Annotated in this window: 23 protein-coding genes, 2 tRNA genes and 3 pseudogenes; 15 read left to right on the top strand and 13 right to left on the bottom strand. The window is 53.6% G+C overall.

Annotated elements, in window-relative coordinates:
• Positions 1 to 198 precede the first annotated feature (198 nt).
• Positions 199 to 261: pseudogene (locus HMPREF3277_RS15310) on the bottom strand (transposase); the annotation flags it as partial.
• A 42-nt stretch (positions 262 to 303) separates the two neighbouring features.
• On the opposite strand from HMPREF3277_RS15310, the gene trkA reads away from it, so the two are divergent.
• Together trkA and HMPREF3277_RS07055 are read left to right on the top strand one after the other, a co-directional pair.
• Positions 304 to 1,716: a Trk system potassium transporter TrkA gene (gene trkA, locus HMPREF3277_RS07060; protein ID WP_003762926.1), complete on the top strand. Its 1,413-nt coding sequence runs from the start codon at positions 304 to 306 to the stop codon at positions 1,714 to 1,716.
• Positions 1,717 to 1,854: 138 nt separating this feature from the next.
• Positions 1,855 to 2,580: an SIMPL domain-containing protein gene (locus HMPREF3277_RS07055; RefSeq protein WP_070870510.1), complete on the top strand. Its 726-nt coding sequence runs from the start codon at positions 1,855 to 1,857 to the stop codon at positions 2,578 to 2,580.
• A gap of 71 nt (positions 2,581 to 2,651) precedes the next feature.
• On the opposite strand, the gene panC is transcribed toward HMPREF3277_RS07055, so the two are convergent.
• The 4 genes from panC to HMPREF3277_RS07035 form a co-directional block, all read right to left on the bottom strand.
• Positions 2,652 to 3,488, bottom strand: coding sequence for a pantoate--beta-alanine ligase (gene panC / locus HMPREF3277_RS07050; RefSeq protein ID WP_070870508.1), 837 nt, complete (start codon positions 3,486 to 3,488; stop codon positions 2,652 to 2,654).
• A gap of 171 nt (positions 3,489 to 3,659) precedes the next feature.
• Entirely contained in the window at positions 3,660 to 4,448 is a 789-nt protein-coding gene (panB, locus tag HMPREF3277_RS07045; protein WP_070870506.1) for a 3-methyl-2-oxobutanoate hydroxymethyltransferase, read from the bottom strand.
• Between the two features lie 132 nt (positions 4,449 to 4,580).
• A tRNA-Thr gene (locus HMPREF3277_RS07040) sits at positions 4,581 to 4,656 on the bottom strand.
• Positions 4,657 to 4,692: 36 nt separating this feature from the next.
• Positions 4,693 to 4,768: transfer RNA gene (locus HMPREF3277_RS07035), tRNA-Thr, on the bottom strand.
• 242 nt (positions 4,769 to 5,010) lie between these two features.
• On the opposite strand from HMPREF3277_RS07035, the gene HMPREF3277_RS07030 reads away from it, so the two are divergent.
• The 12 genes and pseudogenes from HMPREF3277_RS07030 (at position 5,011) to HMPREF3277_RS06980 (ending at position 18,211) form a co-directional block, all read left to right on the top strand.
• Positions 5,011 to 5,802, top strand: a complete 792-nt coding sequence (locus HMPREF3277_RS07030; RefSeq protein WP_070870504.1) for a polyamine aminopropyltransferase — start codon at positions 5,011 to 5,013, stop codon at positions 5,800 to 5,802.
• A 102-nt stretch (positions 5,803 to 5,904) separates the two neighbouring features.
• Positions 5,905 to 6,549 (top strand): alpha/beta hydrolase, encoded by a 645-nt coding sequence (locus tag HMPREF3277_RS07025; protein ID WP_009311957.1) that lies wholly within the window; start codon positions 5,905 to 5,907, stop codon positions 6,547 to 6,549.
• Positions 6,550 to 6,732: 183 nt separating this feature from the next.
• Positions 6,733 to 8,484 carry a murein hydrolase activator EnvC family protein gene (locus HMPREF3277_RS07020; protein WP_070870502.1) on the top strand — a complete coding sequence of 584 codons (1,752 nt, stop codon included), beginning with the start codon at positions 6,733 to 6,735 and terminating at the stop codon, positions 8,482 to 8,484.
• 242 nt (positions 8,485 to 8,726) lie between these two features.
• A pseudogene (locus HMPREF3277_RS15590) lies at positions 8,727 to 8,789 on the top strand (transposase); the annotation flags it as partial.
• A 64-nt stretch (positions 8,790 to 8,853) separates the two neighbouring features.
• Positions 8,854 to 10,356 (top strand): S41 family peptidase, encoded by a 1,503-nt coding sequence (locus tag HMPREF3277_RS07015; protein ID WP_070870501.1) that lies wholly within the window; start codon positions 8,854 to 8,856, stop codon positions 10,354 to 10,356.
• 94 nt (positions 10,357 to 10,450) lie between these two features.
• The gene (radA, locus tag HMPREF3277_RS07010) at positions 10,451 to 11,830 is read left to right on the top strand and encodes a DNA repair protein RadA (RefSeq protein ID WP_003778096.1); all 1,380 of its coding nucleotides are present in this window, start codon (positions 10,451 to 10,453) and stop codon (positions 11,828 to 11,830) included.
• 125 nt (positions 11,831 to 11,955) lie between these two features.
• Positions 11,956 to 12,942, top strand: coding sequence for a malate dehydrogenase (locus HMPREF3277_RS07005; RefSeq protein ID WP_070870499.1), 987 nt, complete (start codon positions 11,956 to 11,958; stop codon positions 12,940 to 12,942).
• Positions 12,943 to 13,009: 67 nt separating this feature from the next.
• Positions 13,010 to 14,182, top strand: a complete 1,173-nt coding sequence (locus HMPREF3277_RS07000; protein WP_070492422.1) for an NYN domain-containing protein — start codon at positions 13,010 to 13,012, stop codon at positions 14,180 to 14,182.
• A 146-nt stretch (positions 14,183 to 14,328) separates the two neighbouring features.
• Positions 14,329 to 14,682, top strand: a complete 354-nt coding sequence (locus HMPREF3277_RS06995) for a DUF5713 family protein (protein WP_070492421.1) — start codon at positions 14,329 to 14,331, stop codon at positions 14,680 to 14,682.
• Positions 14,683 to 14,767: 85 nt separating this feature from the next.
• A complete protein-coding gene (locus HMPREF3277_RS06990; RefSeq protein ID WP_070870498.1) occupies positions 14,768 to 16,069 on the top strand; it encodes a polyamine export protein PaeA in 1,302 nt (433 codons plus the stop codon).
• Positions 16,070 to 16,238: 169 nt separating this feature from the next.
• The gene (locus HMPREF3277_RS06985) at positions 16,239 to 17,045 is read left to right on the top strand and encodes an RNA ligase family protein (RefSeq protein WP_070870496.1); all 807 of its coding nucleotides are present in this window, start codon (positions 16,239 to 16,241) and stop codon (positions 17,043 to 17,045) included.
• Between the two features lie 32 nt (positions 17,046 to 17,077).
• Complete coding sequence (locus tag HMPREF3277_RS06980; protein ID WP_070870494.1) at positions 17,078 to 18,211, top strand: AAA family ATPase; 1,134 nt, start codon at positions 17,078 to 17,080, stop codon at positions 18,209 to 18,211.
• Positions 18,212 to 18,352: 141 nt separating this feature from the next.
• On the opposite strand, the gene brnQ is transcribed toward HMPREF3277_RS06980, so the two are convergent.
• The 6 genes and pseudogenes from brnQ to HMPREF3277_RS06955 all read right to left on the bottom strand — a co-directional run bounded on the left by brnQ (position 18,353) and on the right by HMPREF3277_RS06955 (position 22,770).
• The gene (gene brnQ / locus HMPREF3277_RS06975) at positions 18,353 to 19,690 is read right to left on the bottom strand and encodes a branched-chain amino acid transport system II carrier protein (RefSeq protein WP_070870493.1); all 1,338 of its coding nucleotides are present in this window, start codon (positions 19,688 to 19,690) and stop codon (positions 18,353 to 18,355) included.
• Between the two features lie 225 nt (positions 19,691 to 19,915).
• Positions 19,916 to 20,803, bottom strand: coding sequence for a segregation and condensation protein A (locus tag HMPREF3277_RS06970; RefSeq protein ID WP_070870492.1), 888 nt, complete (start codon positions 20,801 to 20,803; stop codon positions 19,916 to 19,918).
• A gap of 35 nt (positions 20,804 to 20,838) precedes the next feature.
• A pseudogene (locus tag HMPREF3277_RS15305) lies at positions 20,839 to 20,947 on the bottom strand (IS5/IS1182 family transposase); the annotation flags it as partial.
• A 61-nt stretch (positions 20,948 to 21,008) separates the two neighbouring features.
• The gene (locus HMPREF3277_RS06965) at positions 21,009 to 21,467 is read right to left on the bottom strand and encodes a hypothetical protein (protein WP_003755393.1); all 459 of its coding nucleotides are present in this window, start codon (positions 21,465 to 21,467) and stop codon (positions 21,009 to 21,011) included.
• Between the two features lie 51 nt (positions 21,468 to 21,518).
• A complete protein-coding gene (locus HMPREF3277_RS06960; protein WP_070870490.1) occupies positions 21,519 to 21,992 on the bottom strand; it encodes a hypothetical protein in 474 nt (157 codons plus the stop codon).
• A gap of 1 nt (position 21,993) precedes the next feature.
• Entirely contained in the window at positions 21,994 to 22,770 is a 777-nt protein-coding gene (locus tag HMPREF3277_RS06955) for a tRNA threonylcarbamoyladenosine dehydratase (protein ID WP_003763714.1), read from the bottom strand.
• Between the two features lie 192 nt (positions 22,771 to 22,962).
• Between HMPREF3277_RS06955 and HMPREF3277_RS06950 the strand changes: the two genes are divergently transcribed.
• On the top strand, positions 22,963 to 23,427 hold the full coding sequence (locus HMPREF3277_RS06950) for a universal stress protein (protein ID WP_003755397.1): 465 nt from the start codon (positions 22,963 to 22,965) through the stop codon (positions 23,425 to 23,427).
• 151 nt (positions 23,428 to 23,578) lie between these two features.
• Here HMPREF3277_RS06950 and HMPREF3277_RS06945 read toward each other — a convergent pair whose 3' ends face one another.
• Together HMPREF3277_RS06945 and corA are read right to left on the bottom strand one after the other, a co-directional pair.
• Positions 23,579 to 24,061 carry an acyl-CoA thioesterase gene (locus tag HMPREF3277_RS06945; RefSeq protein WP_003755401.1) on the bottom strand — a complete coding sequence of 161 codons (483 nt, stop codon included), beginning with the start codon at positions 24,059 to 24,061 and terminating at the stop codon, positions 23,579 to 23,581.
• A 129-nt stretch (positions 24,062 to 24,190) separates the two neighbouring features.
• The gene (gene corA, locus HMPREF3277_RS06940; RefSeq protein ID WP_070514324.1) at positions 24,191 to 25,261 is read right to left on the bottom strand and encodes a magnesium/cobalt transporter CorA; all 1,071 of its coding nucleotides are present in this window, start codon (positions 25,259 to 25,261) and stop codon (positions 24,191 to 24,193) included.
• Positions 25,262 to 25,496 lie beyond the last annotated feature (235 nt).

Raw genomic sequence — 25,496 nt, 5'->3', positions numbered from 1 at the left:
ATGAGTGTCCAAGATTTGGGGGCCAGTTCATTTTTCAGACGACCCCATATATTCCAAGCAGCCGAAATGCGGCAAGGATGACATTGTAGCCTTTTTATTTTGTTTTAAGTGGATTCACTTTAAACCAGTACGACATTACCTCGCCTTAGCTCAAAGAAAACGATTCTCTAAGGTGCTGAAGCACCAAGTGGATCGGTGCCGTACTATCTGTACTGTCTGCGGCTTCGGCGCCTTGTCCTGATTTAAATTTAATCCACTATACTATACAATCCCATCATCCTTACCCAAACACCCGCCCAAACCGTGAAAATCCTCATCCTCGGCAGCGGACAGGTCGGCTCGACCGTCGCGCAAAACCTCGCCTCCGTTTCTAGCAACGACGTTACCGTTATCGACATCGACGAAAAAGCCCTGCAACACATCGGCAGCCGCCTCGACGTCCAAACCATACTCGGCAACGGCGCATCCCCGTTTATCCTCGAACAGGCGGGCGCGGCTGACTCCGACCTCCTGCTCGCCCTAACCCGTAGCGACGAAACCAACATCGTCGCCTGCAAAATCGCCGCCGACCTCTTCAATATCCCCAGCCGCATCGCCCGCGTCCGTTCCAGCGAATATCTGGAATACCCCTACCCCGAAAACGACGATACGGAAAACGGCAGCCTTACCGTCTTCGACATCACCGAAACCATCAGTCCCGAACAGCTCGTTACCGAACAGCTCGTCGGGCTGCTCAGCTACACCAGCGCATTGCAGGTATTGAGGTTTGCCGGCGACAAAGTCCGCATGGTCATCGTACAGGCGCGTAAAGGCGGGCTGCTCGTCAACCGTGAAATCGCCGACATCAACCAACACCTCCCCGAAGGCGCGGACTGCCAAATCTGCGCCATATACCGCAACAACCGCCTCATCGTCCCCACGCCGCAAACCGTCATCATCGAAGGCGACGAGGTACTTTTTGCCGCCGACATCAGCAGCGTCAACATCATTATGCGCGAACTGCGCCCCAAAGAAGCGCGCACCCGCCGCATCATGATTGCCGGCGGCGGCAACATCGGCTACCGCCTTGCCAAGCAGCTCGAATCCAAATACGACATCAAAATCGTCGAACACAACCCCCGCCGCGCCGAGTGGCTCGCCGAAAACCTCGACAACACCCTCGTCCTGCAAGGCAGCGCCACCGACGAAACGCTGCTGGACGAAGAATACATCGACGAAATCGACGTATTCTGCGCCCTGACCAACGACGACGAAAACAACATCATGTCCAGCCTGTTGGCGAAGAATCTCGGTGCAAAACGCGTCGTCACCATCGTCAACCGCTCCAGCTACGTCGATTTGCTCGAAGGCAACAAAATCGACATCGTCGTGTCGCCGCACCTCATCACCATCGGCTCCATCCTAGCCCACATCCGCCGAGGCGACATCGTTGCCGTCCACCCCCTCAGACGTGGCACTGCCGAAGCCATCGAAGTTGTCGTCCACGGCGACAAAAACACCTCCGCCATCGTCGGCAGGCGCATCAGCGGCATCAAATGGCCGGGCGACTGCTACATCGCCGCCATCGTCCGTGCCGAAACGGGCGAAGTCATCATGGGGCACCACACCGACACCATTGTCCAAGACGGCGACCACATCATCTTCTTCGTCTCCCGCCGCCGCGTCCTGCCCGAACTTGAAAAACTCATCCAAGTCAAAATGGGCTTTTTCGGCTGACACCGTCAAAGGTCGTCTGAAACCTGTTGCAGCAAAGCCAGAACCTTTTGCAACTCTATTGAAGCTGCACTTTCAGACGACCTGACACAAATTACCCAACATCATCCGTTTCCACATCCGATACCAAAAGGAAAATCCATGTTACGCCCCATCCTTGCCGCCCTCGTTCTCGCAACCGCCCTGCCCGCCGCAGCCGAAACCGACACCCTTCATTACAACATGATCGAATTTGCCGAGTCCGCCCATCTCGAAATAACCCGCGATACCATGACCGCCTACTTCAGCATTGCTTCCGAAGGCAAAGACCGCGCTACGGTGAACAAAGCGTTTCAGAAAAAATTCAACGACTTCAACAAAGCCGTACAAAACAACAAACTCCAAACCGAAATCCTCAACCGCAGCGCCAGCCCGCGCTATGAATACAACAACAACGGCAAACGCATCCAAACAGGCTGGGAAGAAGAAGCCGTGTTCAAAGTCGAAAGCAAAGACTTTGACGCAATCAACCGCCTGATTGACGAAACGCTGCAAACTGCCACGCTCAACCGCATCGGCTTCAGCATATCCAAAGAAAAACGCGAAGCCGCCGTCGATCAAGTCAGCAAAGCCGCCATCCTGCGCTTCAAAGACCGCGCGCAAGACTTGGCAAAAACGCTCGGCTTCTCCAACTACAAAATCGTCAAACTCAATTTAGGCCATATCGGCAACCGTTCCATAGACAACGGTTTCGCCCGCGCCAAAATGATGAATGCCGAAGCTGCCATGTTCAAGCGTTCGGCAAGCGACGAAAACAACGCTATCCAAGTCCCGTCTCCCGGCTCAGAAGAAATCAGCATCACAGTCAACGGCTTGGTGCAGATGTAAAACGCTCTTCCAACAAAAAGGTCGTCTGAAACCCAAACCGGTTTTCAGACGACCTTTTTCTATTCCAACAATCAAGCCAAGCTGACTTCCAAGTTGTCAATCAGACGCGTCGTTCCCAAGCGGGCGGCGGCGAGGACGACGAGAGCCTTGTCGCCGGTACGTGCGACGGCGAGGCTCTCGGCATGGCGGATTTCGACGTAATCGACCACCCAGCCCGCTTCGGTCAGGCGGCGGACGGTTTCTGTTTCCAGTCCGACATAATCCAGATTGCCGTTTTTGAGTTCGGCAGCGACGCGCTGCAATTCGCGGTACAGACGCGGGGCTTCGGCGCGTTCGGCTTCGCTGAGGTATTGGTTGCGGCTGGAAAGCGCAAGTCCGTCGGGAGCGCGGCCGGTATCGACGGGAATGATGTCGATATTGAAATTCAGGTCTTCGACAAAGCCTTTGATAATCGCCAACTGCTGATAGTCTTTTTTGCCGAAGCAGGCGGTATCGGGTTGGACGATGTTGAACAGTTTGCTGACGACAGTAGCGACACCGCGGAAATGACCGGGGCGGAATTTGCCGCACAATTCGTTTTGGAGGTTGGGCGGTTCGACGTTGAAACGTTGCTCGACATTGGGATACAGCTCTTTTTCGTCAGGCGCGAACACGACGGCTACGCCTTCGTTGGCGAGTTTGTCGGCGTCTTGCTGCAAGGTGCGCGGGTATTTGTCGAAATCCTCGCCCTGTCCGAATTGCAGGCGGTTGACGAATATGCTGACCACGACGTTGTCGGCGCGTTTTTTGGCTTCGCGAACGAGGGCGAGATGGCCTTCGTGCAGATTGCCCATAGTCGGCACAAAGGCAACGCTGCCTGCGTTTTTGCGCCATTCGCGTAATTCTTTAATGGTATGAATGATTTGCATGGTGGAAAATGTCCTTTATCTTTTTCGGGATTGCGGCGCTCAGCCGCTATGTTTTGTCAGCCCGAAAATCACGCGCCGATTATACGCTGGGAACACAGACAAACAAAGGTCGTCTGAAATTCGGTTTTCACGATGAAAACCTTTTCAGACGACCTTTTTCAGTTGAGGGTATCAAGCAAACGAATGTTCCGCAGCGGGAAAGGTTTTGGCTTTGACTTCATGGACATAGGCTTCAACGGCGGCCTGAATGCTATCTTTACCCTGCATGAAATTTTTGACGAATTTGGCGGTTTTTCCCGGAAAAATGCCGAGCATATCGTGCATGACCAAAACTTGTCCGTCGCAATCCACACCCGCGCCAATACCGATGGTCGGGCAAGAGACGGTTTCGGTTACTTTTTTCGCCAATTCTGCCGGTACGCATTCCATCAATACGATGGCGGCACCCGCTTGGTCGTGTGCTTTCGCATCTACCAACAAGGCTTCCGCCTTATCGCCCCGCCCCTGCACTTTGTATCCGCCAAAGGCAAACACGGACTGCGGGGTCAAGCCGATATGGGCGCAGACGGGAATGCCGCGCATTTGCAGGAATTCGGTGGTTTCCGCCATCCAAACGCCGCCTTCAAGTTTGACCATATGCGCGCCTGCCGCCATCAGTTCGGCAGCGGCGGCAAACGCCTGTTCTTTACTCTGCTGATACGCACCAAAAGGCAAGTCGCTGACAATCATCGCGTTTTCCGTACCGCGCGCGACGTTTTCAGTGTGGTAACACATATCGCGCAGGCTGACGGGCAGCGTGGATTTGCGCCCCTGCACGGTCATGCCCAAGGAATCGCCCACCAGCAAGACATCGACGCTGGCGTTATCCATCAACGCGGCAAAGCTGGATTCATAGGCGGTCAGCATGGCGATTTTTTCGCCTTCTGCCTTCATCTTTTGCAGTGTGTTCACAGTAATCATTAGAATGTATTCCGCCTTTTTCAGACGACCTTTTAGATTAAAACGGGCTATTATAGTGAAATGCCCGCCGCCCTGCCACCCGAACGGCAAACGCAAAACAGCCCGACTGCTTTCACAATCGGGCTGTTTGATTGGTGCCGGCACCAAGAGTCGAACTCGGGACCCCCTGATTACAAGTCAGGTGCTCTACCAACTGAGCTATACCGGCTTACTGAAATGCCTTGCGGCACCTTCAGCGATAAACTGGTGCCGGCACCAAGAGTCGAACTCGGGACCCCCTGATTACAAGTCAGGTGCTCTACCAACTGAGCTATACCGGCAAAGAAGCCGAATTATGCCGTTAACTGCCCAGCTTGGCAAGAGCCTGTCGCCCACAAAGTAAATTTTTATAAAAAATATCTGATTTAAAAAGAAATTTATTTCAGACGTAATGATTACACCATATATAAACCAAGCCGCTCAGGCATATAGCCGAAAGGTCGTCTGAAAAACAACCGCACAAAAAGCATTTCAGACGACACTCTGATAAAATACTCCCCTTTCCCCTCCATCCGTCCACATCATGCCACGACACCCCTACCGCCGCCTGCGCCCCGCCAAGTCCGACCTGCCCGAAGTCGGCATTTCCGAAGAAGGCAACATCCGCTCGTTGCATTTGGGCAGCGACACCATCCAAAGCTCGATGAACCTCGACCATCCCGCCGAACTGGTTTTGTCGTACAGCCGCGCGATGATGGGCTGGCTTCTGTTTGCGGAAGAAACGCCGAAACACATCACCCAAATCGGCTTGGGCGGCGGCTCGTTCGCACGCTGGATAGACAGCTACCTGCCCGACACCAAACAAACCGCCGTGGACATCAACCCTCAGGTCATCGCCGTCGCCCGCAGCCTGTTCGAGCTGCCGTTTGAAGGGGAAAACTTCGAAATCGTCGAAGCGGACGGCGCGGAATACATCAAAGTGTTCCGCCACAATACCGACGTGATTTTGGTGGACGGTTTCGACGGCGAACAAATCATCGACGCGCTGGTGGAAGAACCCTTCTTCCAAGACTGCCGCCACGCCCTCTCACCTGACGGCGTGTTCGTCACCAACTGGTGGAGCGGCGATAAACGCTACCAACGCTTTATCGAACGCCTGCTCAACGTCTTCGAAGGCCGCGTGCTGGAACTGCCCGCCGAAAGCCACGGCAATATGGCGGTTATGGCGTTTCAAAGCAGCCCGAAAGAGCAAAACCTGGACAAGCTGAAAAAACGCGCGGAAAAGCTAAGCGGACAATACGGCTTGGATTTCAAGCGGATGTTGAACGATTTGAAAGCAAGCAACCCCAACAACGGCAAACATTTTTATCTGTGAGATGAGCAGGTCGTCTGAAAACCCAAATACAGATTGGGCGACGGCAACACCTGATAAAGCAATAAACCGTCCTCACAGCACACACAAAATAAAGGAAAACCCATGTTGAAACCTGACATCATCCAAATATCCGGCCCTGTCGGCCTGCTCGAAACCATCTTCCTACCCGCCGCGCAAACACCTGCACGCGGCGTGGCAGTCATCAACCATCCCAACCCGCTGCAAGGCGGCACGAACACCAACAAAGTCATCCAAACCGCCGCCAAAGCCTTATCGCAACTCGGTTTCCACTGCTACCTGCCGAACCTGCGCGGCGTAGGCAACAGCGAAGGCACACACGATTACGGACGCGGCGAAACGCAAGACTGCATCGCCGTCATCGACTATGCCCGCGCGCAACACCCCGAAGCCGAACTGTTCGCATTGGCAGGTTTCTCCTTCGGCGGCTATGTCGCCACCTTCGCCGCCCAAGAGCGCGAACCGGATTTGCTGCTGCTCATCGGCGCGGCAGTACACCACTACACCGACCGTCCCGAGCCTTCAGCCGTCCCTGACATTACCAAAACCCTGATGATTCATGGCGCAGAAGACGAAGTCGTTGAAATCAGCAAGGCTTGGACATGGGCGGAACCGCAAGGTTTGCCGGTTATCACCATCGCCGGCTCATCTCATTTCTTCCACGGCAAACTCATCGTCCTGCGCGATACCATCGCCCGATTCGTGCCGTCGGTTTTACAACAAAAATAAACGGAGCATCATATTAAATATTATGATGCCAAACCTTGCCGTGCAGCTTGCCCATACTGAATCCAATATGACAAACAACACAGCATGACCGCCGTTTTAATTGCCTAAACAATATTTTCAGACGACCCCGCTGACTATATAATTCCGCCTATTGCCTTTATTTTAACGATCCAGAACCCAATCATGCGTTACAAACCTCTTTTACTCGCCCTGCTCATCGGTTTCGCTTCGCCTTCTTTCGCCGCCAAAGACGCGCCTAAGGAAAAGGCTGCGCCTGTCAAAAAAAGCGTCAAAGACAAAAAAGACGCCGAACCTGCTAAAAAAGAAGCTGCCAAAGACAAAGCGAAACCTGCCGCGAAAAACGCCAGGGACAAGGCAGATGAAAAGCCCGTAGCCAAAAGCAAAAAGGAAACTGCCGAAGCGGCAAAAAACGAGCGTGCCAAAGAACGCAGAAACGACAAAGAAACCAAAAAACAAGATAAAGCCGACAAAACCAAAAAAGGCGAAGCCAAAGCGGAAGAGAAGGCAGGCAAAGCCGTTCCTGCAAAAACCGAGCCTGTAAAAGGCAAAGACAAAGCGGCAGACAAACCCGCAGCCAAAAATAATGTAAAGGCAAAAAAAGAAGCCGCCGAGCTGCCTAAAAAAGACGAAGCAGCGGCAAAACAGGACAAAAAAGCCGTCGAGAAAAAAGCGGACAAAGCCGATAAGAAAACCGCTGCCGCCGATTCAGACGACTTCAAAGCCGCAGTAACCGCCGCAGCCAATGATTTGGAAAGCAAAAAATCGCTGCGCAGCCGCAACGAAGGTTTCATCATCCACGTCAACACCACGTTGAAACAGTTGCAGCAAAGCCGTATCAACTTATCCGCCATCAACCGCCAACAGCGCGACGCATGGGACAAGTTTCAAAAACTCAATGCTGATTTGAACTACCTGAAAACCCAAGTTTCCAATACGCGCGCGCAAATTTCCCGTTTCGTTTCAGGCAACTATAAAAACAGCCAGCCTAACGCCGTTGCCCTGTTCCTGAAAAATGCCGAGCCGGGTCAGAAAACCCGCTTCCTGCGTTACACCCGCTATATCAACACCGCCAACGATCAAGTCATCAAAGACCTTGAGAAGCAGCAAAAAGAGCTGGCAGCGCAAGAGCAGAAAATCAACAACGAGCTGGCATACCTGAAAAAACTTCAGGTCAACATCCAGTCCTCGCTGCGCCGCCAAGGTGTAACCAATACTGCCGAACAGGCGGAAAGCCGCCGCCAAAACGCGCAGATGGCAAAAGAGGCGCAGAAAAAAATCAACCACAAAGAAAACGAACAACGCCTGAACAATCTGTTGAAAGACTTGGAAAAGCGTAAAGCCGAGCAACGCCGCCAGGAAGCCGAAGCGCGTAAAAAAGCCGCCGAGGCCCGTCTTGCCGCCGCTGAAAAAGCGCGCAAAGACCGCGCCGCCGCGCAAAAAGCCGCCGACGAACGCGCCGCCATGTCCAACCTGACCGCGGAAGACATGAGCATCCGCGCGCCTTCCTACGTCAGAATCAGCAATGCCAACAGCTTCAGCCGCATGCAGGGTCGTCTGAAAAAACCGGTAAGCGGCACGCTTGCCGGACTCTTCGGACAAGACCGCGGCGATGGTGAAGTTTGGAAAGGCGTGTTCTACCAAACGACTCCGGCAATCGTCAGCAGCATTGCCGGCGGTACGGTTACCTACGCCGATGAATTGGAAGGTTTCGGCAAAGTCATCGTCATCGATCACGGCGACGGCTATATCAGCATCTATTCAGGTTTGAGCGAAATCGAAGTCGCCAAAGGCTACGCCGTAGCCGCAGGCAACCGCCTGGGCATCAGCGGAACCCTGCCTTCGGGCATGGAAGGCCTGTATTTGGAAGTCCGCTACAACGGGCAGGCAATGAACCCGCTCTCCTGGATAAGCTGACCTGCAAACCGGTTTGACATTTTCAGACGACCTTTTGCCGTATCACGGGGTCGTCTGAAATTTAACAACCCGACCCGACGGCCCTATATTCAAAAGCTTTTACACCCGCGCAGATATTTTTTACGCTAACCCTGTTGTTTACCAAGCGTAAATCGCATACAGTCTTGCGAATGTATATTCAGGTCGTCTGAAGCAATATTTCCCACCCCGTTTCACAGTCATTACGGTCTGAAATGAAAGATTATAGTGGAATTAACATAAATCAGGACAAGGCGACGAAGCCGCAGACAGTACAGGTAGTACGGTAAGGAGAGGTAACGCCGTACTGGTTTAAAGTTAATCCACTATACAAAAAGAAAGCCATTCATAATGTCAACATCCACTTTGAAAAAAGTCGCACTCTACACACTCGGCGCATTCAGCGGTGTCGCCCTCAGCTTGAGCGTTCAAAGCTTTGCCGCCGAAAAAGACAAAAAAGACAACGAAACCCTGCCCGTACAATCCATCCGCAACATGGCGGAAGTCTACGGGCAAATCAAAGCCAATTATTACCAAGACAAATCCGACGCCGACCTCTTTGAAGGCGCGATGAAAGGCATGGTATCCGACCTCGATCCGCATTCCGAGTATATGGATAAAAAAGGCTATGCCGACATGAAAGAATCCACCAGCGGCGAATTCGGCGGCTTGGGTATGGAAATCGGTCAGGAAGACGGCTTTATCAAAGTCATCGCCCCGATTGAAGATACGCCCGCCGAGCGCGCAGGCGTGAAAAGCGGCGACTTCATCGCCAAAATCGACAACGTCTCCACACGCGGCCTGACCACCAGCGAAGCCGTGAAAAAAATGCGCGGCAAACCGGGTACCAAAATCACCCTGACCCTTTCGCGCAAAAACGTGGACAAACCCATCGTCGTCAACCTGACCCGCGCCATCATCAAAGTCAAAAGCGTCCGCCACCACCTGCTTGAGCCGAACTACGGCTACATCCGCGTGTCCCAATTCCAAGAGCGCACCGTAGCGGGCATCAACGAAGCCGCCAAAGCTCTGATTAAGGCAAACAAAGGCGCGCCGCTCAAAGGCATCATCCTTGACCTGCGCGACGACCCGGGCGGCCTGCTTGACGGCGCGGTCGGTGTCTCTGCCGCCTTCCTGCCCGCAGACGCAAAAGTCGTCAGCACCAAAGGCCGCGACGGCAAAGAGGGCATGGTATTGAAAGCCCGTCCCGAAGACTACATCCGCACGAGCGGCAGAGACCCGCTGGCAGATCTGCCCGCCGAGTTGAAAACCATCCCGATGACCGTGTTGATTAACTCAGGTTCCGCTTCCGCCTCCGAAATTGTCGCCGGCGCGCTGCAAGACCACAAACGCGCCGTCGTCGTCGGTACGCAAAGCTTCGGCAAAGGCTCGGTTCAAACCCTGATTCCGCTGTCCAACGGCAGCGCAGTCAAACTGACCACCGCGCTGTACTACACGCCGAACGACCGCTCGATTCAAGCGCAAGGCATCGTTCCCGACGTCGAAGTCAAAGACAAAGACCGCGCTTTTGAAAGCCGCGAAGCCGACCTCGCCGGACACATCGGCAACCCGCTCGGCGGCGAAGACGTCAACAGCAGCAACGAAATCAGCACGCCTGATTCAAACGAAGCCGCCAAAGCCGACGAAAACGCCAAGTCCAAAAAAGGCAAGGACAAAGAGAAAGACGAAGACCTCTCCAGCCGTCGTATTCCTAATCCTGCCAAAGACGACCAGCTCCGCAAAGCCTTGGATTTAGTCAAAAATCCAGTCGAATGGCAGAAGTCTTTAGGTTTGGCGGCGAAAAAACCGGCTCCGAAAAAAGACAAGAAAGACGGTAAAGACGAAAGCAAATAAGCCCAGTCCGAATCCTTGAAAAAAGGTCGTCTGAAAACGATATCAGTTTTCAGACGACCTTTTCACACTTCAAAAATCCCATAGGGAAAACATCATGGCAAAAGCCCCCAAAACCATCTACCAATGCACCGAATGCGGCGGCACTTCCCCGAAATGGCAAGGCAAATGCCCGCATTGCGGCGAATGGAACACGCTTCAGGAAAGCCTTGCCGCGCCCGAACCGAAAAACGCCCGCTTCCAATCTTGGGCGGCGGACACCTCGACCGTCCAATCCCTCTCCGCCGTGACCGCCACCGAAGTGCCGCGCAATCCGACCGGCATGGGCGAACTCGACCGCGTATTGGGCGGCGGTTTGGTCGATGGTGCGGTTATCCTGCTTGGCGGCGACCCCGGCATCGGCAAATCCACACTGCTGTTGCAGACCATCGCCAAAATGGCGCAAAGCCGCAAAGTGCTGTACGTTTCCGGCGAAGAATCCGCCCAACAGGTCGCCCTGCGCGCGCAGCGTTTGGAACTGCCCACCGAAGGCGTAAACCTGCTTGCCGAAATCCGCATGGAAGCGATTCAGACGGCGTTGAAACAGCATCAGCCCGAAGTCGTCGTCATCGACTCCATCCAAACCATGTATTCCGACCAAATCACTTCCGCCCCAGGTTCCGTATCGCAGGTGCGCGAATGTGCCGCCCAACTGACCCGTATGGCGAAACAGATGGGCATCGCCATGATACTGGTCGGACATGTTACCAAAGATGGCGCGATTGCCGGCCCGCGCGTACTGGAACACATGGTCGATACCGTGCTGTATTTCGAGGGTGACCAACATTCCAACTACCGCATGATACGCGCCATCAAAAACCGCTTCGGCGCAGCAAACGAACTGGGCGTGTTCGCCATGACCGAAAACGGTTTGAAAGGTGTATCCAACCCGTCCGCCATCTTCCTTGCCAGCTACCGCGACGACACACCCGGTTCGTGCGTTTTGGTCACGCAGGAAGGCAGCCGCCCGCTTTTGGTCGAAATTCAGGCATTGGTCGATGATGCGCACGGCTTCACCCCCAAACGCCTCACCGTCGGTCTCGAACAAAACCGCCTCGCCATGCTGCTTGCCGTCCTCAACCGCCACGGCGGCATTGCCTGCTTCGACCAAGACGTGTTCCTCAACGCCGTCGGCGGCGTCAAAATTGGCGAACCCGCCGCCGACCTCGCCGTCATCCTCGCCATGCTCTCCAGCTTCCGCAACCGCCCTCTGCCTGAAAAAATGGTCGCCTTCGGCGAAATCGGCCTAAGCGGCGAAGTCCGCCCCGTCGCACGCGGACAGGAGCGGCTCAAAGAAGCGGAAAAACTCGGCTTCAAACGCGCCATCGTCCCCAAAGCCAATATGCCGCGCAACGAAAAAGAGTTTCCGAATCTAAAAATCTTCGGCGTTTCCAGCCTTCAGGAAGCCATCGACATCTGCCGCGATGCGGAAAATTGACAGACAGCAACATGAAAGGTTGTCTGAAATCCTATTCCCAGTTTCAGACGACCTTTTCATTCTCTAATACTCAATGCTGTTATAATCCTCAAACCAAGTAAAACAACGACTTCAAAAGGAAAAACATGACACTCAAGCCTCCCGTCCGCATCGCCGTTACCGGCGCCGCAGGGCAAATTGCCTATGCGACCCTGTTCCGTATCGCCGGCGGCATTATGCTCGGACGCGACCAACCCGTTATCCTGCAATTGCTCGCCCTGCCACAGGCGCAACAGGCATTGCGCGGTGTGATTATGGAAATGCAGGATTGCGCTTTCCCGCTCCTTGCCGACATCTTTGCCACAGACGACCCCGAAGTCGCCTTCAAAGATGCCGACATCGCCCTCTTGATCGGTGCGCGCCCGCGTACGCAAGGCATGGAACGCGCCGACCTGCTGCACGCCAACGCCGAAATTTTCAAAGTACAAGGTGCGGCGTTGAACAAAGTTGCCCATCGCGACGTCAAAGTTCTCGTCGTCGGCAACCCCGCCAACACCAACGCCTACATCGCCATGAAGTCCGCGCCCGACATCCCGCCGGAAAACTTCACCGCCCTGATGCGCCTCGACCACCACCGCGCCGTCAGCCAAGTCGCCGAGAAAATCAACCGCCCGATTCCTTCCATCGAGCAAATGTGCGTCTGGGGCAACCACAGCCCGACCATGTACGCCGACTACCGCTACGCCACCAGCAACGGCGAGTCCGTCAAAGACATGATTACTGAACCCGATTGGAACACCGAAGTCTTCATGCCGAAAATCGCCGGACGCGGTGCCGCCATCATCGCCGCGCGCGGTTCGTCGTCCGCCGCCTCCGCCGCGAATGCCGCCATCTACCACCTGCGCGACTGGCTGCTCGGCAGCAGCGGCAAATGGATAACGATGGGCGTCCCCTCCGACGGCTCTTACGGCATCCCTGAAGGTTTGATTTTCGGTTTCCCCGTCATTTGCGACGCAGGCAGCTACCGCATCGTCCAAGGCTTGGACTTGTCGGATGAGTTCAGCCGCCAACGCATCGCCGCGACACTGGCGGAGCTGGAAGAAGAACGCGCCGCCATACAAGATATGCTTTAAAAGATCGAGGTCGTCTGAAAACCAGTTTTCAGACGACCTCGACTGACATGAATACCACGGAGTCCCCATGACCACATTGGCCAACAAAAAACTCGCCGTCCTCATCGACGCCGACAACGCCCCCGCCGACATCATCGACCGCCTGCTCGAAGAAGTTGCCAAATACGGCATCGCCAGCGTCAAACGCATCTACGGCGACTGGAGCCACGGCCTTTCCAAATGGAAAGCCGCCCTCCTGCCCCACGCCATCATCCCCGTCCAACAATTCGCCTACACCAAAGGCAAAAACGCCACCGATATGGCGCTGGTCATCGACGCGATGGATTTGCTATACAGCGGCAACTTCGACGGCTTCTGCATCGTATCCAGCGATTCCGACTTCACCCGCCTGGCAAGCCGCCTGCGCGAAAGCGGGCTGACCGTGTACGGTTTCGGCGAAAAGAAAACGCCCGAAGCCTTCCGCAAAGCCTGCGACAAATTCATCTACACCGAAATCTTCCGTCCCGAAAAACAACGCCAAGAAAAAGAGAAAAACAGCGGCAAAAACACCCCTGCCGCCGCCCCTGACGCGCTGTCCCTGCTCAAACGCGCCGTGCGCGAAAACGCCGACGACCTCGGCTGGGCGAACCTCGGTCCCATCGGCAGCTACATCAGCAAAATCAATCCCGATTTCGACTCAAGGCTGTACGGCTACGGCAAACTCTCCGACCTCATCAAATCCTTCGACATCTTCGAACACCGCACCGACAACAACCAACTCCAAGTCCGCCGCCGCAAATCCGCCGACAAGCCGACAGAGAGGTCGTCTGAAAACCCAGTGGCAACCCATCAGGCAGAAGAAACCGTTTCAGACGACCCCAACGCCGCGCAAAAACGCAAAACGCGCAGCAAAAAAACCAACCCAACCAAAAACGAAAATACTGCACCAAACCCTGCGGCAGACACCGCGCAACCGACACCCGCCAAACCCGAACCCGCCGCCAAAAGCAGCAAACTGCCCGTTACCCGCGTTATCCCCGCTGTACAGCAGGCAGTCGACACCCACGCCGACGAACAAGGCTGGGCGCGTTTGAGCGACGTATCGAAGCAACTCGCCGCACAAGGCACCGACCCGCAGCAATACGGCTTTGAAACCATAAACCACCTCATCCACGCCATCTACACCGACTGGCTGGAAATCAAAAAAGCCGGCCGCGGCGAACGCCTGCGCGTCAACAAACGCTTTACCGCCAAAAGTTAAGCCATATGTTTGAAGGAAAAAGCTAATCTGTCGCCCACAATCCACAGAGGTCGTCTGAAAATCTCAAAACCGTTTTAACTTCGTTGAAGCTGCGCTTTCAGACGACCTTTTTTTAAAATCCATCTGCTAAATAGAAAAGGAAAATCATGACTACACGTCATCAACTGAACAACACCGAATTGGCAAACCACACCTTTTTGCAGGATATGTACGACGACGATTATTTCCCGCACAAACTCGTGCAAAAAGGAGAAAACATCCTGGTTGAACTGTGCCGCCAAATCGAAACCGAACAGCCCGAAAATCTCGACGCCCTATACGAACTGACCCACGCAGCTACCGAACGCTTCAACGAATTGGCTGAAGAGTTTGATGAAAACGACAGCGAAATCGAGACCGTCGCCAGAGACATGATTGCCACCGATATGGAATACATCGCCCAAAGCTACGGCTTTGAAGATGCGGACATCGAAGAACTGGTTGCCCCGCGCGATTGGTAAGTATGGTTGGCAAAAAGGTCGTCTGAAATTTTCAGACGACCTTTAATGCTAAAATGTCCTCTGTTTGCCACACACACCGTTTTTCATGAATATCCTCGAAGCCTTATTATTATTGTGCCTGCTGATCGTTATCAGCGCATTTGTTTCCTGTTCCGAACTCGCGCTCGCCTCGGCGCGCAAAATCAAGTTGCAAGTGATGGCTAAAGACGGCGGCGACACGCGCGCGCTGGATGTGCTCAATATGCAGCAGCAGCCGGGCAGTTTCATCACCGTCGTCCAAATCGGTTTGAACGCCGTCGCCATTCTCGCCGGTATCGTCGGCGAAGCGGCAGTGCGCCCTTATTTCGGCGGTTTGTTGGCAAACGCGGGCAGTTGGGGCAGTACCGCCGCGTCGCTGCTGACGTTCGCGCTGGTTACGGGCAGCTTCATCTTGATTGCCGACCTGATGCCCAAGCGCATAGCGATGACCCATCCCGAAGCGGTGGCGGTGCGCATCGTGCGGCCGATGATGTTTTTGATTTTTATCCTAAAGCCTTTCGTTTGGACATTTGACGGACTGGCGAACGCGATATTCAAACTCTTCAAAATTTCCACCGTCCGCCAAGAGCAGCTGACTTCGGAAGACATTTACGCCGTCGTCGATGCGGGCGCACAGGCGGGCGTGTTGAAAGAGCAGGAACACTACCTGATTGAAAATATTTTCGACATGCAGGCGCGCACGGTGACTTCCACCATGAGCACGCGCGAATACATCGCCTATTTCGATAAAAACGACGGCAGCGATACCGTGTTGGACATGATGTCGGAAAAACCGCACAACAAATTCTTGGTGTGCGACGGCGATTTGGAGCGCGTCATCGGCTACATCGAATCACACACGCTGCTGACTTTGTTTTTAAAAGAAAAAGACGTTCGCCTGACCGACAAGCGCGTGTTGCGCAAAGCCTTGTTCATCCCCGACACACTGTCGCTTTACGATGTATTGGAAACCTTCAAAACTTCCGGCGAAGACTTTGCCGTGGTGGTGAACGAATACGCGCTGGTGGTCGGCGTGGTGACGCTGAAAGACGTGATGAGCATCGTCATGGGCGAGCTGGTCAATACCGAAGAAGAGCCGCAGATCATCCGCCGCACCGAAGATACTTGGCTGGTGGACGGCGCGACCCCGCTCGCCGACGTAATGCGCGCGTTGGACATCGAGGAATTTCCAAATTCGGAAAACTACGAAACCATCGCCGGCTTTATGATGTATTCCCTGCGCAAAATTCCGAAACGCACCGATTTTTTGGTTTACGCGGGCTATAAATTTGAAATCATCGACACCGAAAATCTGAAAATCGACCAGCTTTTGGTGTCTAAACAAAGCGATACAGTAGAAAAATTATAGTGGAATTAACATAAATCAGGACAAGGCGACGAAACCGTAGACAGTACAGATAGTACGGAACCGATTCACTTGGTGCTTCAGCACCTTAGAGAATCGTTCTCTTTGAGCTAAGGCGAGGCAACGCTGTACTGGTTTAAAGTGAATCCACTATAAATTTCAAGGACAAATCATGATAGCCAATACCGAACCACAAAAATACGCCCGCAGCCTGCACGCACCCATCAGCCTGGGCACAACTTCAGACGACCGCTTTATGCCTCGCGGCTACCTCGCGCATTTCGCTACTCTGCCGCAATTGGTATTGACCGAAAAGCTGGACGGGCAAAACAACTGCTTCACCGCCCACGGTCTTTATGCCCGCAGCCATGCCGCCCCTACCCAACATCCGTGGGACAAACCGCTGCTGCAACGCTGGCAGCACATCAAAGACGACTTGGGTGACCTCGAACTTTTCGGCGAAAACATGTACGGTATCCACTCCATCGCCTATTCGCAGTTGGAAAGCTATTTTTACCTTTTTGCCGTCCGTCGCGGCGGACATTGGCTGTCGTGGGAAGAAGTTAAATTCTATGCCCAGCTGTTCGACTTCCCCACAGTCCCCGAACTTCCCATCGTGAAGCCGCTTACCGACTTCACCCAAAAATACACCGACGAAGACACCGCTTTGGCGCAATGGCTGACCGCCAATTTAGGTGCAACATGGACAGACAGCGTGCAAACCGCAGGCAAACTCGGCGGCTACGACCCGAAAACAGGCGAAGCATGCAGCGAAGGTTTCGTCATCCGCAATGCCGCTGATTTTGCCACCAACAACGGTAACCTGCCCGTACAGTCCAACGAGTTTGACAACCTCTTTAAACTTGTTCGCGCCAAACACGTTAAAACCGATATGCATTGGACAAAAACTTGGAAGCCCGCCCGCCTTATCGATTATGATAAATACCATTGGCAAAGCTGGCAGTTTCAGACGGCCTGAAGTCAAATCATCCAATAATAAGAAAGACTACCATGTGGACATTCCCCCATTATACACCCGGCAAACTTCCCGACTGGCAAGCCTTGGAGCATCGCTTCAGTTGGTTTGCCGATATGAAAAACGTGCCGCAGGATCCTGAATGGCACGCTGAAGGCGATGTATTCGTCCATACTAAAATGGTGTGCGAAGCCCTGCTGCAACTGTCTGAATTCCAAACACTCAGCGAGCAGGAGCAACATATCTTGTTTGCCGCCGCTATGCTGCATGATGTAGAAAAACGCAGCACCACTAAACGTGAGATCCAAGGCGGCAAAGAGCGGATTGTGTCGCCGAACCATGCCAAAAAAGGTGAATACACTGCCCGCTCCCTGCTTTACACCGAACTTGCCACGCCGTTTGCTGTGCGCGAAGCGATAGCCAAACTCGTGCGTCTGCACGGACTGCCGCTGTGGGCAATCGACAAACCGAGTCCGGAACGCGCCGTCATCGCCGCTTCTTTGCAGGTCAATACCGCTCACCTCGCCATGCTTGCCAAAGCCGACGTTCTAGGTCGCATCTGCCGCGACCAACAGGATATCCTGCTGCGCATCGACTTGTTCCGCGAGCTGTGCGAAGAAAACGACTGCTGGGGCAAAGCGCGCAATTTCGCCAGCGATTACGGCCGCTATCTCTATCTCAACGCCCGCAGAGACATGCCCGATTACCAGCCGTTTGACGACAGAACCTTTGACGTGTACGCCATGTGCGCCATAGCGGGCAGTGGCAAAGACAGCTATATCCGGCAACACCTTGCCCATCTGCCCATGCTGTCGCTGGACGACATCCGCCGCGAGCGCAAACTCGACCCCGCTAACCCGAAACACAGCGCAGAAGCCGTGCGTTTGGGTAAAGAGCAGGCAAAAGAATACCTGCGCGCCCGCACGTCATTTGTCTTCAACGCCACCAACCTCAACCGCGACCTGCGCAGCAAGTGGCTGCCTATGTTCGCCGACTACGGCGCGCGGGTACACTTGATTTATTTGGAAGTACCTTACACGCAATTGCTGTCGCAAAACCGTAACCGCGAACATTCCGTGCCGAATGATGTGATACACCGCATGATCAACAAGCTGGAAATCCCCGATTACAGCGAAGCGCATACGGTGGATTTTGTGGTTTCCGGTTAACCGGTCCGCATCCGAAGTGCGGTTGCCAACCATAAAGGTCAGGCAGCCTGCGAAAATGAGCATCCATCAAATTTCTGGATTTATCTGGGATTGAATGGAAAAGGTCGTCTGAAAAATTTCAGACGACCTTTGTTTTGTGATTTAAGCCTTATGTTTTTTCTTGAGCGCGGCGTTCAGGATGCACCCTAAAACGAAGCTGACGGTTGCGGGCAGCAGCCAACCCAGTCCGACGTTGTAAAGCGGCAGTGCGCCGTTGATGTCGGCGGCGACTTCTTCGCTGAAGCCGAATGCGGCTTTATAGGCATCGAGCAAACCGACTGCCAGCGTTGCCATCATGGTGCAGAAATAGACGATGCGGCTGCCGCCGAACAGTTTGTGCAGGAAGACCAGCAGGATGATGACGATGGTCAGCGGGTACAGCAGCATCAGCATCGGGATGGAGAAGGTCAGGATGGAGGACAGGCCTTTGTTCGCCAACGCCATAGACACGACCGTATTGATGACGACGAACATTTTGTAAGGAATGCCGGGACACAGGCGGTTGAAATATTCGGAACATGATGTAATCAGTCCGACGGCGGTACTCAAGCAGGCGAGCAGGACGATGACGCCCAAGAGGATATTGCCGGGTACGCCGAAATAGAAATTTGCGGTTTTCGACAACACTTCCGCGCCGTTTTCCTGAAGTCCCAAGCCTGACACGCTGGTTGCGCCCATATAGCCGATGAAGAGGTACACCAGCGCTAGACAAGATGCGGCGACGATGCCTGAAACGGCGGTCGTCCGCAGCAGCTCGGAGCGGTTGTCCACGCCCATCGCGCGCACGGCGTCAATGACGATAATGGAGAACACCAGCGAAGCGAGTGCGTCCATTGTGCCGTAGCCTTCCAAAATGCCTTTTATGAACGGACGGAGGGCAAAATCGCCTTGTGCCGCTGCGGGAACGCCCATCGGATTCAACGCGGCGTAGCCAACCAAAACGGCAATCGTCAAAAGCAATACGGGCGTCAGGATTTTACCGATGCGGTCCACCAGTTTGCCCGGCGACATCGACAGCCAATACGCCACGCCGAAAAACGCCACGCTGAACGCCGCCAGCCCGACTGTTTTCTGGCTTTCATTCAAAAACGGCGCAACGGCAATCTCAAACGACACCGTCGCCGTACGCGGCATGGCAAACAAAGGCCCGATGGACAAATACAGTGCGACGGCAAACGCCACGCCGTACCAAGGGGCAACCCTTGAAGCCAGCGCCTGCACATCGCGCGAACCGGAATAGCCGATGGCAATCACGCCCAACAGCGGCAGACCCGCGCCGGTCAACAGGAAACCCGTCATCGCAGAAAACCAGCTTTTCCCCGCCTGTTGTCCGAGATAAGCGGGGAAAATCAGATTGCCCGCACCGAAAAACAAAGCGAACAACATCAAACCGACCGCCCACAGCGAGGCTTTACGGTTGAGCGGGGAAACACTGTTCATAAATTCGTACCTGTTTGTTTATAGTGGATTAACTTTAAACCGGTACGGCGTTACCTCGCCTTAGCTCAAAGAAAACGATTCTCTAAGGTGCTGAAGCACCAAGTGAATCGGTGCCGTACTATCTGTACTGTCTGCGGCTTCGTCGCCCTGTCCTGATTTAAAGTTAATCCACTATATAAAGGGCAGTTGATTAAAATGGGTATGGCTTTGCCAAGCGTGAAATCATCATGCCGTTTCGCCTTCAATGTCGGCGGCGGGGTCGTCTGAAACACCCTCTTCCGCTTCCGGGCGTTCTAAATTTTCCTGTTTCAGGCTGATTTCGATTTCGCCGTAGCTGTCCGGCTGGACGATGCGGACCAAACCTTCTTTGGCAAGCTCCAACAGCGCGATGAAATTGACGACCACATACGCCGCGCCCTGCTCCGGTTTGAACAAATCGCTGAATTTACATATCCCGTTCTCGTTCAGGCGACGTAAAACCGCCGTCATCTGCGCGCGCACGGAAATGGTTTCCTGAATCACTTCATGGCTGCGCGTATGTTTCGCCCGCGACAAAATGCCCAGCCACGCCTGCGTCAAATCGGCGACATACACCTCCGGCAGCTTCGCTTCGACCGCGATTTCCAACGGCAGATACGCCCAAGCAAAATCCCGTCCCGCGCGCGGCAACGCATCCAAACCCTGCGCCGCCAGTTTCATCTGTTCGTAAGCCAAAAGGCGGCGCACCAGCTCGGCACGCGGATCCGCCTCTTCATCCTCGACCTCTTCGGGACGCGGCAGCAGCAGGCGCGATTTGATTTCAATCAGCATCGCCGCCATCAAGAGATATTCCGCCGCCAAATCAAACTGATACGCTTCCATTTGGGCGATATAGTGCAGATATTGCTCGGTAATCTTCACCATCGGAATATCGAGAACGTCGATATTCTGTTTGCGGATAAGGTAAAGCAGCAAATCCAACGGCCCTTGGAAGCTGCTTAAGACAACCTTCAAAGCATCGGGCGGAATAAACAAATCCTGCGGCAAATCGGTTACGGGTTGACCGAATACCCACGCGACAGTGTGTTCAGACGACGTTGCCGCAGCGGAAGGAATAAGGTGTTCTGAAGGCATGTTTAGAGGAGCTTTTTCTTATTAGGTTTGATGGGTATCTGATATAGTGGATTAACTTTAAACCAGTACGACGTTGCCTTGCCGTACTATCTGTACTGTCTGCGGCTTCGGCGCCTTGTCCTGATTTAAATTTAATCCACTATACATCACGGGGTCGTCTGAAAACGCAGCGGGCTTCGCCCAAACGAGTGCGGCAAAACAAAAATCAGCCTTTTTTGCGTTGGCTTTTCAAAGAAGCGATGGCAATGGCAAGCGTTTGCGCCAACGCCATGCCCAGCAGCGGCAAAACGGCGAAAAACGAACCGGTCAGCACCGTAACGGCATCGCGGGAAAACACAAAGCCATCGCGTGCCAGCATCGCGATTATCCAAACCGACAATAGCAGCCATTCGCAGCCGACCAAAAACCAAATCATCCCGACCGAGCAGCGTTTGCGCCACTTCATGATGGCAGCGTGCAAAAGGCTGAATATCGGAACGGACAGGAAAGGATAAAGGAAATTGGTAAACGGCCGCGGAGAGCCGTCCTGAAAACACAAATAATCGCCCGACTGCATGTCGCATCCCATTGCGCCAAACATCGGATCGACGGCATACATCAACACGCCGAACCACACCGCATAAATCAGGCTGGCGATAAAATAGGCTTTGAAAAATCGGTTCATAGGCAAAAAAGGTCGTCTGAAAAAATAAATTTCAAAAGGCTTAAACCCACATCAAATTTTCTGATTGGCATTTGCAGAAGAGACCAACACACTCAGGGCTTGAACTGCTGTCATGCCATAAACAGGCAATCCGAAAAAAAGAAGTCCCGTTATTGCCGTCCAACTACTATCCAGACTACTCCACTTCCACAGCAAAAAAACGAACCAAACAATCAACCATTCGACAATAGGCAAGGCAAGAGTCATCGAAGTTGTACAGCGTTTGGCCCACTTCATAATGCCGGCATTGAGTAGGGACAATAACATTACAGATAAAAACGGAAAGAAGAAAAACTTCAAAGACACTTTCTCAAAAGCCGACATTTCATGAGCTCGTGAACAATACTCTGCATACTGTTCATTGTCAGCGTCAATATCAAAACATTCGAATCCTGAAAACAGCAAACCGACACTGTACACCAGCAAACCGAAGACAACCGCATAAATCAGGCTACTGATAAAGTAGGCTTTAAAAAATCGATTCATCTCACTTCCGTCCCGCAATATGTTCTACCGCCGCCTGCGCGCAGTACAGACCGAACGAAGCCGTCACCAGCATACTCGCGCCATAGCCCGCGCAGGACAGCCCTTGCGGCGCGGTATCGGTCGAACACGCTTCGCCCGATTGCGGCGGCGTAATGTTTTCAGTCGAGAACACACACGGCACGCGCATTTTTTCTTTGGTATCGCGGCTGAAGCCGTAGCGTTTGCGCAAGGTGTAGCGCAGGTTGGCAAGCAGCGGGTCGTGGGTAACGCGGCTCAAATCGGCGGTTTGAATCAACGCCGGATTTTTCTGTCCGCCCGCGCCGCCGCTGAGGATAAACGGCTGATTGTGCCGCACGAAATAAGCCGCCATCGCCGCCTTGACGCGCACTTGGTCTATCGCGTCGATCACAAAGTCGAAAGGTCGTCTGAAAAGCGTTTCCAGATTGTCTTCCGTCACAAAATCCTCGATTTCCTCCACTTCGCATTGCGGGTTGATTTGGGCAATGCGTTCGCGCAACGCCGTTACCTTCGCCTTGCCGAAATCGTCGGTCAGCGCATGAAGCTGGCGGTTGACATTGGACTCGGCGACGTTGTCCAAATCAATCAAGGTCAAACGACCGATGCCCGTCCGCGCCAAAGCCTCCACCGCCCAAGAACCTACCCCGCCCACGCCGACCACGCAGACGTGCGCGCGCGAAAACCGCGCCAGTGCTTCATCTCCATAGAGTCTGGCAATACCGCCGAAACGGCGCGAAGGAAGAAAAACGGTGTCGTTCATACCCAACCTTGTGATATATCAATAAATGAATGAAAATCAACGCAAAACGCTGCGGACGAATGCGACACATATTATACTGGAAAGCAGACGGGCTGTTGCAGCAGCCCGAAAGAGTCTATAATCGTTTCATATCGGACCCTTCCCAACCGCATGAAACAAAGTGCCGCCTGCGGCGCAAAAGGAGAATGAACTATGTACAAACATCTGGTTGTAGCCGTTGACGGCAGCGAAACTTCCCTCAACGCCCTGAAACACGCCGCCGAGTTGGCAAGCGTCAACAACGCCCGCCTGACTTTGGTACACGTCGCCAACCCCGCCGAATACATGGCGCTCGCCCCCGAATTCCTGCAACACGAAAGCTACGAGGCCGCCGCCGTCGCCCAAGGCAACGAAGTTTTGGACTTCGCTGAAAAAACCGCCCGCGAAAACGGCGTGGAAAACATTGTCAAACACCTTCTGGTCGCCAACAAAGGCGCGCGCGAAATGGCGCAGGATTTGGTCGATTACGCCGATGAAAACGGCGCCGACCTGCTGGTACTCGGCACACACGGCCGCACCGGCCTGATGCACCTCCTGATGGGCAGCTTCGCCGAAACCGTTATGCGCCAAAGCCACCTGCCGCTTCTGATTATCCGCAGCAAAGCGGAAGAAGCGTAAGGGTTGCCCTATTGAAGAAGGTCGTCTGAAACTGCTTCGACAAACGCAGTTTCGATAATGTCCTTATCCGTCAAATAAAAAGGTCGTCTGAAAACCTGAAACCTGGTTTTCAGACGACCTTTGTCTTGTAATCCGTTTTATCCGTCCGTTTTCAGCAGCCGCAAGAAGCCTCGTCCGATGCCTGAAGGCTCAAGGCTTTGCGTTTTTTGGCTTTTTCATAACGGCAGCGTTGGCGCTCGGTGGTAATTTCCAACGGCGGAACGGGAACAGGTTTGCCGTCTTCAACCGCGACCATGGTGAAGTAGCAGCTGTTGGTATGGCGCACTTCGCCGGTGCGGATGTTTTGCGCCTCGACGCGGATGCCGATTTCCATGGAGGTTCGGCCTGTGTAGTTGACGCTGGCGTAGAAGGTTACCAAGTCGCCGACGTGTATCGGCTCTTTAAACAAGACTTTATCGACAGACAGGGTAACGCAATAATTACCGCTGTAACGGCTTGCGCAGGAATAAGCGACTTGGTCGAGCAGGCGCAAAAGTTCGCCGCCGTGGACGTTGCCGCTGAAATTGGCGGTGTCCGGCATCATCAGTTCGGACATGATGAGTTCGTGTGAAGGGAGTTGGCGGGTTTGGTCCATGGTGTTCCTCTTTTAAAAATGAATGTTTGTGTTAGACGGGCGGCCGTTCAGTGGTTGGGATGGTTTTCAGACGACCTTGCCGATTGTATTTAATATATGAATATACGGAAATTGGATTTTTTTATGGGTTTATAACCATTTTCTGCGCGAAAAGAAAATCAACAGCCCGACGATGATGCACAGCATCAAACCTAAAACGATAAAATAGCCGTAATGCCAATGCAGCTCGGGCATGTTGTCGAAGTTCATGCCGTAGATGCCGGTAATGACGGTCAGCGGCATAAAGATGATGGTGATGACGGTCAGGACGCGCATCTGCTGGTTCATGCGGTTGGATTGGAAGGAAAGGTAGATGTCCATCATGCTCAACACCATGTCGCGCGAGGCGTCGAGCGATTCGAGAAGCTGCATGTTGTGGTCGTACACGTCGCGCAGATAGACGGTGGACTCGCCTTTGAAAATGGTGAAATCGACGCGCACGGCAAGCTGATAGAACACATCGCGCAAAGGCAAGAGCGTGCGGCGCAGGCGGACGGCATCGCGCTTGAGACGGTGGATTTTGCCGAGGATATCGCTGTTTTCATCTTTAAACAGGGATTTGTCTATGGCTTCGACGCGGTTGTTGTACTCTTCCAAAACGATGAAATAGTCGTCCACGATGCGGTCGAGCAGGCAATAGGCGAGGAAGGCGGTATTTTTGCCAAGGATGCCGCGCGGGTTTTCGCTCATTTGGCGGCGCAACTGGCTGAACAGCCCCAGCGGTTTTTGCTGGAACGACAACACGAAATCCTTGCCGATAATCAGATAAACTTGGTCGGAATTCAGTTTGCCGGCGGCGGTGTAGTGGTAAACCTGAGCGGCGATAAACAGATAATTGTCGTAGTCTTCGATTTTGGGGCGTTGTTTGCGGCTGAGGATGTCTTCGATGACCAGCTCGTGGATGCCGTAAGGCTCCAGCGTGTGTTTGAGCAGCGCGGCGTCGTTGATGCCAACGAAATGCAGCCAGTTGGTCTGCCCCGCTTGCGGACGGGCGATGTCGGGCAGTTTTTTACCCGCGAGATAATCGTGTTGGGCAAATGTATCGGCGGAATAAAGCGTCTGGTGGATGGCGGAACGCGGCGCGTTGTCGGTATTGCTGCGCGGGACGGTTTGGTCTTGCGGGATTTCGGCTGGATCTGCGCTGTTGGGCTGTTTGCTCATAAAATCGGATAAGGCAGGATGGATAATGTGTTTTTCTGTTGTATAGTGGATTAAAATAAAAATGAGACAAGGCGGCAACGCCCGCCGTGTACGGGTAGTACATAAGGGCGTTGGCAACGCCGTATCATTGCAATTTTAATCCACTATAAAAAAGGTCGTCTGAAAGGTTCAGACGACCTTTATGCTTGAGAAAACCGTTTCGGATATAGTGGATTAACTTTAAACCAGGACGGCG

The organism is Neisseria sp. HMSC70E02 (assembly GCF_001838645.1).
Classification (GTDB): domain Bacteria; phylum Pseudomonadota; class Gammaproteobacteria; order Burkholderiales; family Neisseriaceae; genus Neisseria; species Neisseria macacae.
The sequence above is the reverse complement of the archived record's forward strand: the minus strand, read 5'-3'. Positions and strand labels throughout refer to the sequence as shown.

What these genes read in the sequence shown, in the direction of transcription:
- HMPREF3277_RS07055 (WP_070870510.1), top strand. Translation starts at nt 1,855, where the DNA reads ATGTTACGCCCCATCCTTGCCGCCCTCGTTCTCGCAACCGCCCTGCCC.
- panC (WP_070870508.1), bottom strand. Translation starts at nt 3,488, where the DNA reads ATGCAAATCATTCATACCATTAAAGAATTACGCGAATGGCGCAAAAAC.
- panB (WP_070870506.1), bottom strand. Translation starts at nt 4,448, where the DNA reads ATGATTACTGTGAACACACTGCAAAAGATGAAGGCAGAAGGCGAAAAA.
- HMPREF3277_RS07030 (WP_070870504.1), top strand. Translation starts at nt 5,011, where the DNA reads ATGCCACGACACCCCTACCGCCGCCTGCGCCCCGCCAAGTCCGACCTG.
- HMPREF3277_RS07025 (WP_009311957.1), top strand. Translation starts at nt 5,905, where the DNA reads ATGTTGAAACCTGACATCATCCAAATATCCGGCCCTGTCGGCCTGCTC.
- HMPREF3277_RS07020 (WP_070870502.1), top strand. Translation starts at nt 6,733, where the DNA reads ATGCGTTACAAACCTCTTTTACTCGCCCTGCTCATCGGTTTCGCTTCG.
- HMPREF3277_RS07015 (WP_070870501.1), top strand. Translation starts at nt 8,854, where the DNA reads ATGTCAACATCCACTTTGAAAAAAGTCGCACTCTACACACTCGGCGCA.
- radA (WP_003778096.1), top strand. Translation starts at nt 10,451, where the DNA reads ATGGCAAAAGCCCCCAAAACCATCTACCAATGCACCGAATGCGGCGGC.
- HMPREF3277_RS07005 (WP_070870499.1), top strand. Translation starts at nt 11,956, where the DNA reads ATGACACTCAAGCCTCCCGTCCGCATCGCCGTTACCGGCGCCGCAGGG.
- HMPREF3277_RS07000 (WP_070492422.1), top strand. Translation starts at nt 13,010, where the DNA reads ATGACCACATTGGCCAACAAAAAACTCGCCGTCCTCATCGACGCCGAC.
- HMPREF3277_RS06995 (WP_070492421.1), top strand. Translation starts at nt 14,329, where the DNA reads ATGACTACACGTCATCAACTGAACAACACCGAATTGGCAAACCACACC.
- HMPREF3277_RS06990 (WP_070870498.1), top strand. Translation starts at nt 14,768, where the DNA reads ATGAATATCCTCGAAGCCTTATTATTATTGTGCCTGCTGATCGTTATC.
- HMPREF3277_RS06985 (WP_070870496.1), top strand. Translation starts at nt 16,239, where the DNA reads ATGATAGCCAATACCGAACCACAAAAATACGCCCGCAGCCTGCACGCA.
- HMPREF3277_RS06980 (WP_070870494.1), top strand. Translation starts at nt 17,078, where the DNA reads ATGTGGACATTCCCCCATTATACACCCGGCAAACTTCCCGACTGGCAA.
- brnQ (WP_070870493.1), bottom strand. Translation starts at nt 19,690, where the DNA reads ATGAACAGTGTTTCCCCGCTCAACCGTAAAGCCTCGCTGTGGGCGGTC.
- HMPREF3277_RS06970 (WP_070870492.1), bottom strand. Translation starts at nt 20,803, where the DNA reads ATGCCTTCAGAACACCTTATTCCTTCCGCTGCGGCAACGTCGTCTGAA.
- HMPREF3277_RS06965 (WP_003755393.1), bottom strand. Translation starts at nt 21,467, where the DNA reads ATGAACCGATTTTTCAAAGCCTATTTTATCGCCAGCCTGATTTATGCG.
- HMPREF3277_RS06960 (WP_070870490.1), bottom strand. Translation starts at nt 21,992, where the DNA reads ATGAATCGATTTTTTAAAGCCTACTTTATCAGTAGCCTGATTTATGCG.
- HMPREF3277_RS06955 (WP_003763714.1), bottom strand. Translation starts at nt 22,770, where the DNA reads ATGAACGACACCGTTTTTCTTCCTTCGCGCCGTTTCGGCGGTATTGCC.
- HMPREF3277_RS06950 (WP_003755397.1), top strand. Translation starts at nt 22,963, where the DNA reads ATGTACAAACATCTGGTTGTAGCCGTTGACGGCAGCGAAACTTCCCTC.
- HMPREF3277_RS06945 (WP_003755401.1), bottom strand. Translation starts at nt 24,061, where the DNA reads ATGGACCAAACCCGCCAACTCCCTTCACACGAACTCATCATGTCCGAA.
- corA (WP_070514324.1), bottom strand. Translation starts at nt 25,261, where the DNA reads ATGAGCAAACAGCCCAACAGCGCAGATCCAGCCGAAATCCCGCAAGAC.